12 protein-coding genes and 3 pseudogenes are annotated in these 18,065 nt (G+C 44.5%); all 15 read left to right on the top strand.

The window, feature by feature from the left end; all coding sequences use genetic code 11:
• Positions 1 to 388: MAG6450 family protein (locus tag JCM11969_RS18095; RefSeq protein WP_054711938.1), on the top strand; the 388-nt coding region annotated here is incomplete at its 5' end.
• 331 nt (positions 389 to 719) lie between these two features.
• The gene (locus tag JCM11969_RS13365; protein WP_054711936.1) at positions 720 to 1,547 is read left to right on the top strand and encodes a hypothetical protein; all 828 of its coding nucleotides are present in this window, start codon (positions 720 to 722) and stop codon (positions 1,545 to 1,547) included.
• Positions 1,548 to 1,865: 318 nt separating this feature from the next.
• Positions 1,866 to 3,611: a KxYKxGKxW signal peptide domain-containing protein gene (locus JCM11969_RS13360; protein WP_054711934.1), complete on the top strand. Its 1,746-nt coding sequence runs from the start codon at positions 1,866 to 1,868 to the stop codon at positions 3,609 to 3,611.
• Positions 3,612 to 3,646: 35 nt separating this feature from the next.
• Positions 3,647 to 6,727 carry a hypothetical protein gene (locus tag JCM11969_RS18295; RefSeq protein ID WP_082409370.1) on the top strand — a complete coding sequence of 1,027 codons (3,081 nt, stop codon included), beginning with the start codon at positions 3,647 to 3,649 and terminating at the stop codon, positions 6,725 to 6,727.
• A 2-nt stretch (positions 6,728 to 6,729) separates the two neighbouring features.
• The gene (locus JCM11969_RS13350; RefSeq protein ID WP_054711933.1) at positions 6,730 to 8,745 is read left to right on the top strand and encodes an Ig-like domain-containing protein; all 2,016 of its coding nucleotides are present in this window, start codon (positions 6,730 to 6,732) and stop codon (positions 8,743 to 8,745) included.
• 80 nt (positions 8,746 to 8,825) lie between these two features.
• Positions 8,826 to 10,466 (top strand): hypothetical protein, encoded by a 1,641-nt coding sequence (locus tag JCM11969_RS13345; RefSeq protein ID WP_054711931.1) that lies wholly within the window; start codon positions 8,826 to 8,828, stop codon positions 10,464 to 10,466.
• 15 nt (positions 10,467 to 10,481) lie between these two features.
• Entirely contained in the window at positions 10,482 to 10,679 is a 198-nt protein-coding gene (locus JCM11969_RS13340; protein ID WP_054711929.1) for a hypothetical protein, read from the top strand.
• A gap of 111 nt (positions 10,680 to 10,790) precedes the next feature.
• Positions 10,791 to 11,390 carry a TetR/AcrR family transcriptional regulator gene (locus tag JCM11969_RS13335; protein WP_054711927.1) on the top strand — a complete coding sequence of 200 codons (600 nt, stop codon included), beginning with the start codon at positions 10,791 to 10,793 and terminating at the stop codon, positions 11,388 to 11,390.
• A gap of 623 nt (positions 11,391 to 12,013) precedes the next feature.
• Positions 12,014 to 12,793, top strand: a complete 780-nt coding sequence (locus JCM11969_RS13330) for a tyrosine-protein phosphatase (RefSeq protein WP_082409372.1) — start codon at positions 12,014 to 12,016, stop codon at positions 12,791 to 12,793.
• A gap of 489 nt (positions 12,794 to 13,282) precedes the next feature.
• Positions 13,283 to 14,285 (top strand): annotated as a pseudogene (locus JCM11969_RS13325) (LCP family glycopolymer transferase).
• A 244-nt stretch (positions 14,286 to 14,529) separates the two neighbouring features.
• Positions 14,530 to 15,393, top strand: coding sequence for a YveK family protein (locus tag JCM11969_RS13320; protein WP_054711923.1), 864 nt, complete (start codon positions 14,530 to 14,532; stop codon positions 15,391 to 15,393).
• Positions 15,394 to 15,406: 13 nt separating this feature from the next.
• Positions 15,407 to 15,712, top strand: a complete 306-nt coding sequence (locus JCM11969_RS13315; protein WP_054711921.1) for a P-loop NTPase family protein — start codon at positions 15,407 to 15,409, stop codon at positions 15,710 to 15,712.
• 175 nt (positions 15,713 to 15,887) lie between these two features.
• Positions 15,888 to 16,070: pseudogene (locus JCM11969_RS17230) on the top strand (sugar transferase); the annotation flags it as partial.
• Positions 16,071 to 16,843, top strand: a pseudogene (locus JCM11969_RS13305) (DUF4422 domain-containing protein).
• 214 nt (positions 16,844 to 17,057) lie between these two features.
• Positions 17,058 to 18,056, top strand: a complete 999-nt coding sequence (locus JCM11969_RS13300) for a hypothetical protein (protein WP_054711917.1) — start codon at positions 17,058 to 17,060, stop codon at positions 18,054 to 18,056.
• The last annotated feature ends 9 nt before the right edge of the window (positions 18,057 to 18,065 follow it).

Here is an 18,065-nt window from a genome sequence, read left to right as displayed (position 1 = left end):
AACTGATAAAACGAACACTGATTCCGATCAGAATGTACATGCATTAACATCTGATAAGCGGACCAGTGTTCGTTTTAAATTAGCAATTACGGATGTTTTACAAAACCCGTACACTTTTGGGGAGATGAAGGGACGAGAAGTCAAGGAATTCAGTGCTTTCTCGAAGAAAACTGTTGGTCGAAATTTGACGATTTCTGAGGTTGAACATTCATTTCTTAGGATGGATGGACCTTCTGGTGCCAAGTATATTGAAAAAATCAACGGGGAAGAACAGACAACATTTCATTTTGACAACGGTAAGCGAGAATTCCGAGTTCATGGTTATTACAATGAGGGCGAGAATTTCTGCATTATTAGAATTGATCCACACCATAATCTTCAATATTGAATAAAAAAGTATCGTTGCGATATGTGTGATTTTACATCTTGCTACGATATTTTTTTGTGTTTTTTCTATAAATAATACATATTTTTATCTTCATTATAATGAACTATTGTTCAACAAAACAGTTAATTTAAAATTATTGGATGATTATGATACTATTTATCTCCTTACAATGCTATAATTCAACTGAATTTAAGCGAATTGTTGATTTATATGACTGTTTTTGAACAATAGTCATATAAAATTTGGCATTCAGGTAAATTCAACCAGAGTTGATAATAAGACAGATAGCTTATTTCGTTTAATGGTAGGGACAAAAAGGGGGAGCATAATCATGAAAAATAACACTGCATTGTTGTTGGCGGCCAGCGCGTTAGCAATTGGGGTAGGAGCTTTATCACTTAATCATACTGGCCATCAAGCGTTAGCGAGTACGACCATCACTCGAAATCAAATCGTAAAAGACGCGGATTTTCTTCAAGGACAGGTTAAAACTTCGTCACCATGGGTTAAATCTGAAGTGAACTTGAATTTCGTTTCTAACTTAAAAGCGCTTGATCCATTGAAGGTATATAGTGATACCACGACTAAGGAAGATAATTTTGACCAAGTTATGGTGGACTATGCGACAGCATTTTTCGTAGATGACGGCATAAGAGACATCAATGAATCAAAGAATTGGCCCGCCATTCAAAATATCTATCAACATTTTCGCGCAAGATTCTCGAAAGAAAATCAATCCTATTTAGATTCGCAATTGGCTTTAGCAAATGGTTCTGAAAACATTGTTGATAAGTATAATAACGAGACTCAGTTTGTTGATGATTTACAGGCTGCTATTTTCGCTTACGGCGATACGCTGAGCGTTCAGAAAAATAGTGTTTATGCCTCTAAGGCGGTTAAACCTGCCAAGAGTAACCACGTAACGGTGTCTGGAAAAGTAACTAAGTACGCACCGTTAGCGTACAAGCTTTCAAAAAACACCTATGTCAAGGTGACGACCTATCGCGGGTATAAGTATGCCAAATTGACTAAGTCTTATACTTATAAAATTAAAGTCTACGCACCGAAAGCTAAGAATATCAAAGTGATTGCGGGTGGACCAGTTAATCATAAGTTCATTTCGGATACTAAAACAGTTAATTTAAAGGTTGCTAGATAAATTAATTAGACCACTAATATTATCGGAACCCACAAAAGAATAGTTCAAGCCCTAGCCGGCCAGTTGACTAAAAAATGAGAAAACTGGCCGGCTTTTTAAGTATCACAAACAAAAACCACAGCAAAAAATTCTAACAAAATCATGATTCATTTCAAAATTCCAACAGTATTTTGAAATAGTGTTGTTATAAAAATCTTTCCTCAATGTTATATTAATCTAATGAAAGGGGTGACATATGGGAGCGGAGACCCAGATGCCCTTTCATGTAAGACTTGTAGGCTAATTGAATGTTTTTAATATCTAAGGAGGAGAGATATTATGGGCGGGGGATCTAATAGACTGTCAAAAAATAATCGGAAACTTGCTGTGGAAAAGGAGACATCTAAACTTCATTATCGGATGTATAAGTCCGGAAGAAAATGGCTCTTTGCGACGATTGCAACGTTTAGTTTAGGTGCTGGTTTCGCGTTTGCGACGACCACTGCGTCGGCGGATACAACATCAACCCCAGCAACAACCGTAACAGTTTCAGAAAATAGTGGTGCCGGAGAAACAACTTCCGGGACCACTGAAGTTGATGCTCAAAATTCAGCAAACTCTGAGTCAACAGCTGAACCGACATCGACTGGCACCACTGAGAACGCTGCATCTACCGCGACGCAAACTGTGACCAACGAAACAACCGATCAGACGTCATCTGCTCAAAGTACAGGGGTAAAGACTGCATTTAAGAGTCGAGTCGACGCTGTATCAACCTCGGCTACCGCAACTGCTTCAACCCAAACGGCTGATCAATCAGCTACTGAATTCCAAGCTGGTGATGTGACTAAGACATCAACGAGTAAGGAAACCCTTGCTGATGATAAAGATACGCAGGGGACTGAACCCACGATGTACGATGAAAATGGGAATCCAGTCACAACCGCAGCCGACACAGATGTCGACACTGCCGGTGCACTTTTCAAAGGCTCATATTTTGGTGATGCTGAACACTCCGCAGACAACACCGCCACAACTGATTTAGGTGATGAAACAACTGCTGATGGGTTAATTTCAAACGCCAACGATGCCACTGACCGGGCAAACGGCCAATATGGTCAGCTGACGGATGCGGATGGCGCCCAATTATCAACTAGTCCAACCGTCAATGATGACCTGGACATGAGCATTACAGTACCATCTGACCCAGCGACGACTGGCAGAAGCACGACAACGGTGGCCAACACGGACATCCCAGCGAATGACATTGTCAATGACCAGGGTGCCGTGAGCGCTGATGCAAATGACCCGACCACGCGTGGGACGGTTATTTATGTTAACGGTGTCAACACTGGTCTGAGTGTGTCCGCACTCGGCTCTAACCAACATGGTTCAGCTGTCGGTGTGCCAGCAAATATTGCCAGCAGCATTGAAATTGGGACCTTCGCAGTGACTGACGAGTCTTCTGTCGGCATCACATTAGAGGATCAGGCAACTGGTGAGTATTACCAGATCACTGACCCAACATTAGCAGCGACATATAACGTCGGCGATACGATCAACAATAAGGCCATCCTTGTTTCCACGTTTAACGGATCCGGCCTCAGTGCCATCACCGACTTTTTCACAAACAGTATTCAAGACGTGATCTCACAAGCTTCCGACCAACTGGTAAGTGCACTGGACGCCGTTAAAACTGCCGTAACAGTGGCTAATGGTGCTGTTCAGGCTGCTTCTACTGGTCTTTTCGCAGTTGTCAGTTCGGATACTGCGAGTGCTATTCAAACAGCAGTCGATACTTATACTGAATCAGTCGCGAACGCGGAAACAAACATTGCGAACACGAACGCTTACTACGAAAACATGATGCAAAATGGGTTGACGCAATCCACACTCGTTGATGCGACTTACGATGCTTCAACCGGTACCATTACTGCTCTGAACACGGATGCCATCAGTACGACGATCGGTAACATGTTAAGTTCATACGTGACTGGGTGGACGAGTTCGTTAACGGACGCTGCAGCCTCACTCTTTGGCGTCAGCACGGATAACGATAGTTCAACCACAGCTTTAGGCGCCTGACCGAAGCACTTGGCAGTAGTAGTGCCATTGGCAGCATGGTTGGTACTGGAATAAGTACTGCGGCCAGCACTGGGAGCAATTTAATTACCACTACCATTAAGTCGGTCACTGAACAGGCGACGACATCAATTAACAACAGTATTGCCAACCTGATCAGCACTGCCATCTCTGGTGGCCTAGGCGTCAGTCAAACAGCCATTATTCCAATTACTTTTACTGACCCTGACTTGAGTCAAGCCTCAGCCGGTGCCTTTGTTGGTGAAACGTTCGCCACGGCTACTAATTTGTATGACACGCTGACGAACGGCAGCACCACGATTGCGTATCAAAACGTTGAAAAAACGCAGTTGGCGGACGTGATTGCTGCGGCCCAAGCAAATGGTACTGATACCACGGCGCAAGAGGCTGTCTTTAGTAACACGAACGCCTCACAGCAGGATGTTGACCAAGCCATTCTTTCATTGATCTCTGATGGGCAGCTGGATGAAACCAACACCGTCAAAGTGGGTACGGTGTCGTTAGGTAGTTTAACGGGTACTTCTGGTCAGTCAGCTACTGACGTGTTGACTGCTGGCCTGACGAACGGCGGCGCAATCAGTACCGATGTCACCGGCGCAACACTCACTGATTTGACTGCAGATGATTTCACCATCACAGCAGGCTCAAGTGACGACACCTTTACCTACGCGCTAAACGATGATGGTGTTGCCAAAGTAACTGCGGATGTCGCCCAACTCAACACCACCGATACAACTTACGAGGTCGTTGATCCCGCTAGCGTTCAAGGGAGCATCACCACCCTCGAAGACGATGAAGCCAACCCTGTGATCACAACCCTTGAAGCATCTGGGAATCCGACCGATGGCTATACCGTTTCAGGGACCTCCGATGGCGACACGATCGCCACTCACGATGATGTGCCAGTTTCCAGCGATGGCAAATTCTCAGACAGTTTCACGCCATCAGAAACGGAGAGCACGCCAACCGAAGCGAAGGCTCAGGCTAAGAAGACGTCTAAAAAGGACAGTTCTAAGACCCTCGTGAGTGATGACATGTACGCGGATATCGTGGATACTTCAGCTGCTGAAGCGGATGCTGATGCGGATTCAGACGCCGATTCAGATGCAGACAGTGATGCTGATGCTGATTCGGATACTGATAGCGATACAGACTCAGATTCGGATACAGACAGCGATTCCGATACTGATTCGGATACTGATAGCGATACAGACTCAGATTCGGATACAGACAGCGATTCCGATACTGATTCGGATACAGACAGCGATGCTGACGCCGACACTGATTCAGATACTGATTCAGATACGGACACCGATAGTGATGCCGATACTGACGCAGATGCCGATACTGACGCAGATGCCGATACTGACGCAGATGCCGATACTGACGCAGATGCCGATACTGACGCAGATGCCGATACTGACGCAGATGCCGATACTGACGCAGATGCCGATTCTGATGCAGATGCTGATTCTGATGCAGATGCAGATTCAGACACGGATGCCGATTCTGATGCAGATGCAGATTCAGACACGGATGCCGATTCTGATGCAGATGCAGATTCAGACACAGATGCCGATTCAGATACAGATTCTGACTCTGATTCCGATACAGACAGTGATGCTGATTCAGATACTGATTCAGATAGTGATTCAGATACGGACACCGATAGCGATGCTGATACTGACGCAGATACCGATTCTGATGCAGATGCCGATACTGACACGGATGCCGATTCAGATACAGATTCTGACTCTGATTCCAATGCTGACTCGGATACAGACAGCGATGCTGACTCCGATACTGATTCAGATACGGACACGGATGCCGATGCCGATTCTGACGCCGATGCTGATTCTGACTCGGATGCCGATTCCGATACAGATTCTGACTCAGATTCCGATTCTGACTCGGATACTGACAGCGATTCCGATACCGACTCAGATTCCGATGCTGATAGCGATAGTGATGCTGATTCAGATACCGATACCGATTCCGATACCGACTCAGATTCCGATGCTGATAGCGATAGTGATGCTGATTCAGATACCGATGCTGATAGCGATTCCGATACCGACTCAGACACGGATTCAGATGCGGATACTGATAGTGACACCGATGCGGACTCTGACAGTGATTCAGACTCAGATACCGATTCCGACGCAGATTCTGATGCCGATACCGATTCTGATGCCGATACCGATTCAGACACAGACGCGGATGCTGATACTGACAGCGATTCAGATGCCAACTCAGACACGGATTCAGATGCGGATACAGACTCTGACAGTGACTCAGATGCCGATTCTGACAGTGATGCAGACGCAGACTCCGATTCTGATACTGATTCTGATACTGATTCAGATGCCGATTCAGACACAGATACTGATACGGATTCAGACACTGATTCTGATAGTGATACAGATGCCGATAGTGATTCAGACTCTGATAGTGACAGTGATGCAGATGCCGATTCAGACGCGGATACTGATTCCGATACAGATAGTGATGCGGACTCAGATTCAGATAGCGATTCAGACACCGATTCTGACAGTGATACAGATTCCGATACGGATGCTGATAGTGATTCAGACTCTGATACAGACACAGATTCAGACACAGATGCCGATGCTGATACTGATTCAGACACAGACAGCGATACGGATTCCGACTCTGATTCAGATTCCAATCAAAACACCCAGGTCATTTTCAAAGAGGCTAGTGCCGCACCAATCTACGTCACGAAGGACAATTACTACGACAACACTGTTGCCCAAACAGCTCAGCCGACAAACGTCAAGGCGGGTCGCACGACGGATACAACAGTTGATCCAAACACTGGTGTGACGACGTCTACCGAAACGATCACGGTCACTGGGACTGAGGTTGCGGGGGATACCATTACGGTGACAACCAATCCTAATGATCCGTCAAACACTACTGGTGACACGCAAACGACCACGATTGGTACAGCTACGGTTGGCGATGACGGCAACTTTACGGTGACGATTGATGATCTCGATACGGTGACTGCACTTGGCGACGATACGACACTTCAGGTTATCCAAGCAAGGGTGACAATACCAGCGATCCGCTGACGGTGCCAATTACTGACGAGACCCCAGTACCAACGGATGTTTCGGCGACAAAGACACCAAGTGGTGATGTAACGGTGACTGGTACTGGGCAGCCTGGCGACACGATCACGGTGACCCATGAAGGCACTGATGATAATGGAGATCCAGCCACGCTGACCACAACTGGAACGGTTGGTGATGATGGTCATTTCACAATCACTGTTCCGGATGATCCGACAACATCAAACGATGATATTAATCCTGGTGACACGCTGACTGTGACCCAGACGGACACGGATACTGGTCTGACCAGTGATCCAGTTGACGTGACGGTGCACAGTGATACGCCGGCGCCAACGGATGTGGCGGCTACCGAGGATCCAACTGGCAGCGTGACGGTGACTGGTACTGGTGAACCTGGTGACACGATCACAGTTAGCCACGATGGCACTGATGAAAATGGCAATCCGGTCACGACCACAACCACTGGAACGGTTGGCGACGATGGAAATTTCGCCATTACTGTGCCAAATGATCCATCTACGTCAGGCGATGACATCACCCCTGGTGATACGCTAACGGTAACTCAGACGGATAAAGACACTGGTTTGACTAGTGATCCTGTCAGTGTCACCGTTCACAGCGACACGCCAGCACCGACTGATGTGACCGCAACTAAGGACCCATCAGGTAGCGTTACGATCACTGGAACTGGTGAACCAGGCGACACGATCACAGTCAGCCATGACGGCACTGATGAAAATGGCAACCCAACCACAATCACGACTACTGGAACGGTTGGCGATGATGGCAAGTTTACGATTACGGTGCCAAATGACCCGAATGATCCAAACAATAACATCAATGCAGGCGACACATTAACTGTGACCCAAACTGACAAGGATACTGGGTTGACCAGTGACCCTGTCGATGTGAAGGTACAAAATGCGACACCAGCACCAACTGATGTGACGGCGACGAAAGACCCTGATGATGGGACGGTGACTGTTACTGGTGATGGCCAACCAGGCGATGATGTCACGATTACTGTGACCCACACTGGCACGGATGAAAATGGTAACCCGACAACGACCACAACGACTGTTACGGGCACCGTTGACGGTACCGGCACCTTTACAGTGGATGTGCCAGGCGATGGCATCACTGCTGGCGATGATGTGACCGTTACTCAGACCTATCCTAAGACGGGGTTGACCAGCGACCCAGTTGAGGTTAAGATTCAAACAAACACCCCAGCACCAACGGACGTCACTGCCACGAAGGATCCAAACGATTCAAATGTGACGATTACTGGTAAGGGTGAACCTGGCGATACCGTTAATGTGACGTTGACCCATCTGGGGACTGATGAAGATGGCGGAAATGTTACCTATACCACCACAACTACTGGTACGGTGGATGACAACGGTAACTTTACCATCTCAGTGCCAGGCGATACCGGTGATGTCGTTTCCGTTACGCAGACCAATCCTACAACTGGGCTGACAAGTAAGCCGGTTACTGTCACTGTGACGGGCAACAATGGTGGCGGCACAAGCACCACTGGTGGCAACACCACGTCAGGCTCAGATACAACTGGCGCAACTCCAGGCAGCGACACGACTACAGATTCCGGTAATGCGGTTGCAACCACCACGGATGGTGATACAACAACAGCGGCCGGTCAATCTGACGCAACTGGAAACACGACTGATAACGGTTCTGGTAACCCGATGACCACAACGAACGCGGGTGATACTACTGATGCGCAAGCTGGCAGTACTTCGGCTAACGGCTCAGGAGATCAGACGGGCACAAATGCCGCTGCGGCGACAACTGAAGCTGGTACTGGCGCTACGACCGGGACGGTGACTGCTGACCAGACCGCGGCCGATGGCGTGACGGCTAATGGTCAAAAGACGCAAGCAACCTTGCCACAAACGGACGAGAAAACGACTCCGGCCGCAAGTCTTGGTCTTCTCGGACTGATCTTGTCACTGTTCGGTTTGGCTGGTATCAAGAAACGTAAGCAAGATTAGACTATCTTGGATAGTTCGGAAAGACCTCATGTGATGTGGGGTTCTTTCTGTACATAACTAAATTTGGGGGATCGTATAGCATGAAAACAGCAAGTATCACAGCGTTGCGGGAGGCGCTGGCAGAAAAGGGGACTCATCATCAGAAGTGGGCAGGTCGTGTGATGATCGCGACATCGATCACGGATGGCAGTGTCCGCGCGAAAGTTCGGTTTCACTCGGGAAAATCTTTCAAAAATGCGTGGCAAAATGTAGTTGATCTGTTGCATAATGTAGATAATCATTCTGACGTTAAGGTCGATTTGGTGACTAATATCCAAAAACTAACCCGGCAACAGTTTACGCAACAGTTGGCTGCCGTACCGCGAATGCATTATTGGCGAAAGGGCATCAGTTTTGATGCGCAGTTCCAAACGGCTTTGCTGGAGGAGGAACTAAACGCTAACGCTTTGACTGTGCCGAGTCCAGATCACGTCATTGGTGAGAACGGTGCGGCGATGACCTTAGATGTGAAAAAAACGGCATCGTTTTTACTGAAACAGCATAACGTCAATGTGCCCGACCTGGCCGATGCGACCAACGTATGGGTGTTTACGACTAAGGCTGCGTTCTACGATGGTGAGCGCGTGATGCCGATTACCGACAGTGGACTGGGCATCGGGACTCGGACGCTGGGGAATTTTCAACAGGAATTGAAAACGGTGATCGATAATGGTGAGCAGTTTTTAAAAGCGCAGATTCAGGACTCGGGCCGGTTTATTTACGGGTATTACCCGGCACGAGAACAGGTTCTGACCAACTACAACACGGTGCGCCATTTTTCATCCCTGTACGCGCTGGCAGAAACGAGCGCGTTTGTGCACGACGATGCCGCGTTTGACCGCATTAAACTGAGTCTGAAGTACGGGTTGGATAACCTGACCATTCAGCGCGACGGCTGTCAATTTGCGGTGGACTATTATAAGAACAAGGATGACGAATTGAAGCTTGGGTCGCAGGCCACGGTATTGTTGGCACTCTGTAAGTACCAGGAAGTGACTGGTGACCACACCTTTGAGCCAGTCTTGCAACGGGTCATCAACGGGCTGAAATACTTTCGCACGGCGGATAATGGCTTCATTCATGTGTTGCACACCGACCTGAGTGAAAAGGACAAATTTCGCATTATCTACTATGAAGGTGAAATTACGTTTGCGCTGTCACGCTGCTATGAGCTGACGGGTAATGTTCAGGCGAAAACGATCGTTCAGGAAACGTTAGACCACATGGCGGCCCACAACTACGGGCGGTTCCATGATCACTGGATCTCTTACGCGGTCAATGAAGCCCTGGAACTCTTCGGGGACAATCGGGACTACATGAAGCTGGCAATTGCGAATGCGTTTGGTCACTTGGACTTTATTGCGCAACGTGATACGGCTTATCCAACGCTGCTGGAGCTGTTGGATGCCGCAAGTAAGATGGTCGATAAGGTCAACGCTGCCGGACAGTCGGATCTGTTGGCGGAGGTTGATGTGAGCCGCCTTCGAGACGTTCAGACGTTTCGCGCCAAGCATGAGGTGGCGACGGGCTGTTTTCTGCCGGAAGTTGCCATGTACTTTTACCAACCGAATAAATTTGTCGGCGGGTTCTTTGCCCGGCATGATCACTTTCGGACACGGATCGACGACTGTGAGCACTTCCTGTCCGGTCTGGTCAATTATTATCAGCTGTTGTACGCGTAGAAATGGGGGACGACTATGATTGCAGCAATGATTGATGGTCACGCACTTCAAATGGCGATTCGGGTCGTACTGTACTTGGTGATCGGCACGGCGGTGCTGGTCTTGCGGTACCATAACCGTAAGAAGGCCCGTAAACGTCAGGATGAACGGACGAAACGGATGATGAGACACGCCACGAGGGATGAGAACGGGAAGTATCCTTGGGAACGTTAGCCAACGTTAGCGTGGCAAAATGAAGCATATATAGCTACTGTCCAGACAGACAATATGGCAGTTGTAGGCACTGTCATTTCAAATGATGCATGCAGATTTAGGGGGGATAGCATGAGTCGACAAAGTCAGCAGACGAAAAAAACGATTAAAAACGCTTTTCTGGAGTTACTGGAGGAGAATGCAAGCGTTGAACATGTTACGGTGTCAGAAATTTCAAAACGTGCGCACATTAATCGCAGTACCTTTTACGATTATTTTGATAACGTTGCCGATCTGAACGTGCGATTATTCGCTGAAGTCCGGCACAATTTATCGATGCGGGAGATCTATCCCGTGATTCATAATCTGAGAGAGTATGAGGAATCGGTTCACCAATTTATCGACTATGTCGAGGAGAACCGCGCGCTGATCTGTTCGCTGGTAAAGACGACTGTCGGCAGCGAGTTGTTGAATCAGCTCGCCGAAGAGGAAGTTCAGTACCGCATGGATAACGTGTACCAGCTGAGTGGGACAGACCAGAACGGAAAACGGCGGGTCAGCATCTCTAATTTTAAGGTGTACGGTGCTGTTGGGTTCGCGATTAATTGGGCACAGGGGCACATTGCAATCTCGAAGGAGGAACTGGTGAAATTCATTCTGGAGTTTACCACCCTTGGCAATAACGATGATTGGACGTACCATGATCCGAGTGTGGAAGCACAGGCTGAATGAGATTTAAACGGCAATAAAGACCGCTGTGATGGGGTAGTATCACGCGGTCTTTTTTCGTGTTTTGAATGAAAGATAATTGTGAGAAGTGGCAACAGTATTGCGCGGATGTGTGGTTACACCTGTTCCGGTTGAATGGTATATTAAAGGTGTTGAAAGCGGTCACTGCATTACCCGATGTCTAGTGCTTTCGATATTGTCCATTTGCTGTTTCATGGAATTTTGTCCATAAATTAAATTGCTGGCAGAGTTGATCAACATTGGTTCCCCAAGCATTGTTGATTAGCTTTGGTCGCAATCGGACCTCCTCATTAAAGCGAAATACCATTGACTTATTGGCCAAAAATTAGCCGGTGAGGTGATGGTATTTTTTGTTGGGGAGAGGAGCGTTAATGATTCATGCTGGTAGCGAATATTATAGAAGCACTACACTGTCTTTGCTAAGAGGCATGTCACTTTGAAAATTGTGTGGTAAGCTAACTATGATGAAAACCAACAAATATTAGCCTAGGTGATTGGCATAATGGCTGGCTTGTTATCTCTGTTTATACTGACTGGTTCGAATTTACTAGTTTAATACTTTGACTGATTATAAACGGTACTACATAACACCACTCGAAAGGATGATCAATTTGATAGACCTTCACTGTCACTTGCTGCCAGGTATCGACGACGGCTCGAAAGATATGGCCACGTCGCTGCAGCTGGCATCGCAGGCGGTTGAAAATGGCGTCGACTTTGCGCTACTGACACCGCACCACATGAACGGGGTGTACGTGAACCACCGCGAGGATGTGATTCGGCGGACGGATGAGTTCGCACAGGCGTTAAGGGAAAACAATATCCCGCTGACGGTTTTTCCGGGGCAGGAAGTCCGCATCAATGGCGATTTGCTTACGGCACTGGACCAGCAGGATATTCTATTTGCGGATGAGGGCAACCAGTATCTTATGCTGGAGTTTCCGGATGACGATGTGCCGGAATACACCAATGACATGATCTATCAGTTACAGCAGCGCGGTATCATTCCCGTGATTGTACATCCCGAGCGTAATACTAAGATTATGCGCCATCCTGAATTGATATTGGACCTGCTGGAGAAAGGGTGTTTGTCACAAATTACTGCTAGCAGTTACGTCGGCACGTTCGGCAGCAAGGTCGAGACGTTTAGTCGTCAGCTCATTGAGGCTGGTCAGGGCTACATCTTTGCCTCCGACGCCCATGACTTGCCTGGTCGCAAGTACGAGATGCGCCAGGCGTTTGATCGGTTGCGTCAGGAGTTCGGGGACGAGTTGGCGGATGAGTTTGATAACAACGCTAAAGCTATTATTAACGGTGATGCTGTGACACCACATCACTTGCAGCCTATTCGGATTAAGAAAAAGAAGCGGTTCGGTCTATTTTAATCGCGAAGCATAGAATAATACCCGCCAACGTCTAATATGCCCATCGCATGTTAGACGTTTTTTTACATAATACACCGTATATACGATCTAAAATAGTAACCGTATTTCCGACTCAAAGTAACCCAGCAATCTCCATTATTGTATAAGTTAACCGCTTACAATTACCACCAAAAATTAATTTAATATCTCGCCTAAAATAGACTGAAAAATAACAGCCATCAATTAGTGCCTAATCTGTTGTGAAATGAGTCGACAAATCCTTATAGAATCAGTATTTAAAGCCGAATAATAATGACCATAATTGTTGCACAATTCGGGATAATATGGGTACTAAAATATCAAACAAATTGGCTTAAATTTAGAAACTTTAAGAGTTATTTTACAAATTGCCTTGACGTTATCGGTAAATGATGGAAAATGGACTAGTATTTAAGTATTCTTTAGAAAGTGGGCCATATTTAGAATGGGGTTCACTAGGGAGTGAAAGTAGTGGATACAGATAAATCCGAAAATGAACTGGATCAGCGGCAACATGACCACCGACATCATCATCACCACCATCACCATCGACGTCGGAAAATCATTTGGCGCACGATCATCGGCATCTTCTTAGTACTAATTGTGGTAAGTGGTGCCTATGCCGCATACGGTTGGCATAAATTGTCAGAGACATCGAAGGTTATTTATCATTCCGCTGGCGCTCCAAAACTGCGAAGTGCTAGCAACGTTATCAGTAAAAACAAGCCAGTCTCCATCCTATTATTGGGGACTGACACCGGGGCCTTGGGTCGGAGCTATAAAGGACGGACGGATACCATCATGCTCATGACCATTAATCCCAAGACAAATAAGACCCAGATGATGAGCCTTCCGCGAGATATGAAAGTGGATTTACCAGGTTTCTCGCAGTACTCACCAGCAAAGGTCAACGCTGCCTATACATATGGTGGCACCAAAGAAACAATCGAAACACTCCAGGACTACTTCAAGATTCCAATTGACTACTATCTGTTAATCAACATGGGTGGCCTGGAGAAATCCATTAACGCCGTGGGGGGGCGTTGATGTGACATCACCACTGACGTTTACCTATGAAGGCACGACCTTCACTAAAGGTAAGACGATGCACATGAATGGGAGAACGGCCTTGAAGTTCTCCCGGATGCGCTACGATGATCCACAAGGGGATTATGGCCGTCAAAATCGTCAACGTCTGGTGATTGCAGCATTGCTGCACAAATCAGTTTCCTATAAGACAGTGCTGAATAGCGACTTCTTAGTTTCTATCTCAGACGAAATGAAAACTGATTTAACACGTTCAGATATGCTGAAGCTGGCACTGAACTATCGTAAAGCAGGCAAAAATGTGTCATCAGATCACGCACAGGGTGTAGGCGAAGAAATCGGCGGGCAGGACTTTGAAGTCGTGTCCAAGACCGAACAGCAACGCGTTTCAAACAAGTTGCGAAAAAGCCTCGGCTTGAAAATGTGACGGTGTCAGAATAAATTGACAGCGAATCGGGGGATTAAAAATAATTCTCCGATTTTTCGAACAAATCAAATCGTTTACGTAGTTAATAGTATCCGGCAAAAAATTTGGTTTGTTCTGACACAGCGAATCAGCTTATGTGACAAAAGTTTAAATTCAGCAACTAGCATCTTGAAGCACGGTAACAGGTATCAAATAATTCTAGTAAATGATGGAAAAATCAGATTTAACTAGTCGGAGGAAGCATATGGAAAGCACCTTGGATTTACGACAAATGTTTGGCATTTTACGGAAACATTTGTGGCTCATTATTTTTAGCACGTTGGGATTCGCTATTATTGCGTTTGGTGTGGCAGAGTTCGCAATGACACCGAAGTATACGTCAACAGCACAAATTTTGGTTAATCGGAAAACAGACGCAAGTGTCGCTGGGGCGGAATACCAGAACCAGCAGGCGGATGTTCAGATGATCAGTACCTATAAGGATCTCATTACTAATGAAGTAATTTTGAAGCAGGTTAAGCATAACTTAGCTAATCCGGAGAAGGTTGTTCGGAAGGCGCAGAAGGCAGTTTATAAGACTAATCCTTATACAGGAAAGAAGCGGTTGATTAAGGCTGCCAAGCCAGCTGTTATTGAATCGATTGGTAATTCATACGATGTTTCAGTTGATGAATTGCAGAATTCAATTTCGATTTCTAACCAGCAAAATTCTCAGGTATTTGCACTTAGTGTGGAGAGTACTGATCCACAGGAAGCTGCTGCGATTGCGAACGAAACGGCTACTGTGTTTAAGTCAAAGATTAAAAGCATTATGAGTGTTAATAACGTCACGATTGTTTCGAAGGCCGTTGCGGATAATGATAAGACTTCACCGAAAACCACTTTAATTGCGTTGGCTGGTCTGGTAGTTGGCTTCTTGGTTGGTATTGGATATGCCTTCATTAAAGAGTTAACGGATACCACGGTTAAGGATGATGAGTTCTTGACCGATACGATTGGCCTAACGAATTTAGGGCATATTGCAAGTATTCGGATGAAGGCTACTAAGATGCCAGTTGGGTCAACTGGTGATCATCAAACTCCGTCAAGACGACGAGTTCGGGTATAAGGAGGAAAAAACGATGGCATTGTTTAGACGGAAAAGGAAGTTGTCTGAGGACACGATGCAAGATGGTGTGAAGCTGGTTACTGCTATAGAACCTAAGAATGTGGTTTCAGAGCAGTTTCGGACTGTTCGGACTAATATTGATTTCTCTTCAGTCGACAAGCAGTTGAAGACTCTGCTGTTTACTTCATCTGGTGTCAGCGAGGGAAAATCTACTGTTTCTGCAAATACCGCTGTGGCTTGGGCACAGCAGGGGAAGAAGTACTTTTTATTGATGCTGATCTTAGAAGGCCTACGTTGCATAGCACTTTTGGTCTTCTGAATTCACAAGGCCTTTCTACTATTCTAGCTAATGATACTAATTTTCATGATGTGGCTGTTGAGACAGCAATTGAGAATTTGACAGTTATTACAAGTGGTCCTGTCCCACCTAACCCTGCCGAGTTGTTGAATTCTAATAGAATGAAAAGTTTACTAAAGTCAGTTGAATCAGAATACGATTTAGATCTGTTAAACCTGGAGCAATGGGTCTGTGGCAAGCGAGAGGAAGAAGTCAAGTAGGTTATCCTGAGCGAGCAAAAATTGAAATGGACTATATTGATCATGCGAGTCTAAAGCTAGATTTTCAAATTGTGTTAAAAAATATTATTAATATTTTTAGCAGGAAGGGGGCGTACTAAATTAATATAAAGATACTGGTTGCAACGCATAAAAAAGCAATCATGCCAGACAATAACGATTTATATTTTCCGGTGTTAGCTGGATCATCGAAAAATTGGGTAAATGGAATTTTATATCAACGTGACGATGAAGGTCAAAATATTTCTCGAAAAAATGCATCTTATAGTGAACTAACAGCAGTCTATTGGGCTTGGAAAAATTTACCTGAAAACATTGATGCTGTTGGATTGATCCATTACAGAAGGATATTTATAACGAAATCACATAAGCTTGTTGATCAAAAGTTTTTAGAAAGAAAATTTGATAAATTTGATATATTAGTACCAAAGAAAAGAAGATATTATATTGAAACCAATTATTTTCACTACATCCATGCTCATGAAGGTGAACCAATCGAAATACTACAGACAATTATTAAAAAACACTATCCTGATTATCTTAGTAGTTTTGATAAGGTTATGAATTCCAGAAGTGCACATATGTTTAATATGTTTATTATGAAAAGACCATTTTTTAATGAATATTGTGCATGGCTGTTTGGGATTTTAAGAAGAGTGGAGTTAAATATTGATATCACAGACTATTCGCAAGAAGAAAAAAGAGTTTTTGGTTTCCTTTCGGAACTGCTTTTGGATGTGTGGATTATAAAAAACAATTTACAAAAACAAACAACTGAAATAGCATGGCAACAATTGGGGAAAAGTCATGCCTTTAAAAAATCATTTATATGATTGGAAGAAAATTTGGATTTCATTTAAAAACGCATTTTTAAAATTTAACCCGGATTCTAATTAAAAATTATAAATTAAAGAGCATATTGCAGTGGAATGATTTTGGCTTAAAAAATTCAGAAATCCTTTTGATAAGCCTCCGGATGAGTAATCCGAATTGAGACTTTTATGCCATTTTAATTAATCAGGAGAAATTTAAAAAGTTCATGGTTATATAATTAAATTACTTTCGGTAAAATTTTTGAGGAAAATATAATGAATTATGGAATTGCATTTGCTTTTATGGCTCTACTTTGTTTTATAGTAGATTGGTTAGCTTCATATGGTAAAGTTAGAACCAAATGGCAATCTTTTATTACTAACTTTTTTTTAGCCTTGCCAGCTTTTTTTGCAACTCCTAATACGGAGCATTATTTTGATATAACGAGATTTTCTTTATTGATGGAAGACATTAGATCAATTAATAATTTGTCTGGGAAATTTGGAGGATTAGAATGGTCGTTACATTCTTCTGAATATTCGCAAGAGCCTTTTGTGGCAATTTACGTATGGATATTTAGCTTATTTAAAAATAACGGATTCTTATTTTTTGTATCGACTTTCATATTTTTAATGGCTTTAGCATGGTTTATTAGTCAGGCCGGTCGATTTTACCATATTTCTGTATTTCACCAAATTCTAGTTAAATATACTATATTAGGATTATTCAATATAGTTTATGAGGTAGCTGGAGTTAGAAATTTTTTGGCATTTATGGTTTTTTGCGCGGCTTTTTTTTATGATATTTCTCATAAATCTTTTAATGGTAAGTGGCTTTGCTGGGTACTTTATTTCTTTTGTATGATGTTACATCCAGCTACAATTATGCTAGTGCTTCTAAGAATCCTAGCTGGTTTGAGCGATCAATTAAAGTACAGTACCATTTTTGACATATTTATAATATTGATCTTACTTTTTTACAGTAAGTTAATAAGTTTAACTTTGCAAATTCTTAGCCTATTAAGTAGTGTTCCATTTGTAAATTTTCTACTTCTCAAAGGACAGTATTATTTATATGGACAGTCAAATTACCAATCATTTGCCGGTACAAGAGAAATCATCGGAATTTCTCTGATTTTACTAGATCAAGTTGTGGAATTTATTTTCTTTTTACACTTATCTAGATGTAATTTGGTTAAAGGTTACTCGGTTTTTTATGTCTTTGTAATGACGTTAGTATTGGGGTCGATTTTAAATACTCAAATTTATACCTGAATTATTCAT

The sequence above is a fragment of the Secundilactobacillus paracollinoides DSM 15502 = JCM 11969 genome, assembly GCF_001311135.1.
GTDB classification, from domain to species: domain Bacteria; phylum Bacillota; class Bacilli; order Lactobacillales; family Lactobacillaceae; genus Secundilactobacillus; species Secundilactobacillus paracollinoides.
Note: the sequence above shows the minus strand (reverse complement) of the source record. Positions and strands in the feature narration are given on the sequence as shown.

What these genes read in the sequence shown, in the direction of transcription:
- JCM11969_RS13335 (WP_054711927.1), top strand. Translation starts at nt 10,791, where the DNA reads ATGAGTCGACAAAGTCAGCAGACGAAAAAAACGATTAAAAACGCTTTT.
- JCM11969_RS13340 (WP_054711929.1), top strand. Translation starts at nt 10,482, where the DNA reads ATGATTGCAGCAATGATTGATGGTCACGCACTTCAAATGGCGATTCGG.
- JCM11969_RS13315 (WP_054711921.1), top strand. Translation starts at nt 15,407, where the DNA reads ATGGCATTGTTTAGACGGAAAAGGAAGTTGTCTGAGGACACGATGCAA.
- JCM11969_RS18295 (WP_082409370.1), top strand. Translation starts at nt 3,647, where the DNA reads ATGGTTGGTACTGGAATAAGTACTGCGGCCAGCACTGGGAGCAATTTA.
- JCM11969_RS13360 (WP_054711934.1), top strand. Translation starts at nt 1,866, where the DNA reads ATGGGCGGGGGATCTAATAGACTGTCAAAAAATAATCGGAAACTTGCT.
- JCM11969_RS13345 (WP_054711931.1), top strand. Translation starts at nt 8,826, where the DNA reads ATGAAAACAGCAAGTATCACAGCGTTGCGGGAGGCGCTGGCAGAAAAG.
- JCM11969_RS13365 (WP_054711936.1), top strand. Translation starts at nt 720, where the DNA reads ATGAAAAATAACACTGCATTGTTGTTGGCGGCCAGCGCGTTAGCAATT.
- JCM11969_RS13320 (WP_054711923.1), top strand. Translation starts at nt 14,530, where the DNA reads ATGGAAAGCACCTTGGATTTACGACAAATGTTTGGCATTTTACGGAAA.
- JCM11969_RS13300 (WP_054711917.1), top strand. Translation starts at nt 17,058, where the DNA reads ATGAATTATGGAATTGCATTTGCTTTTATGGCTCTACTTTGTTTTATA.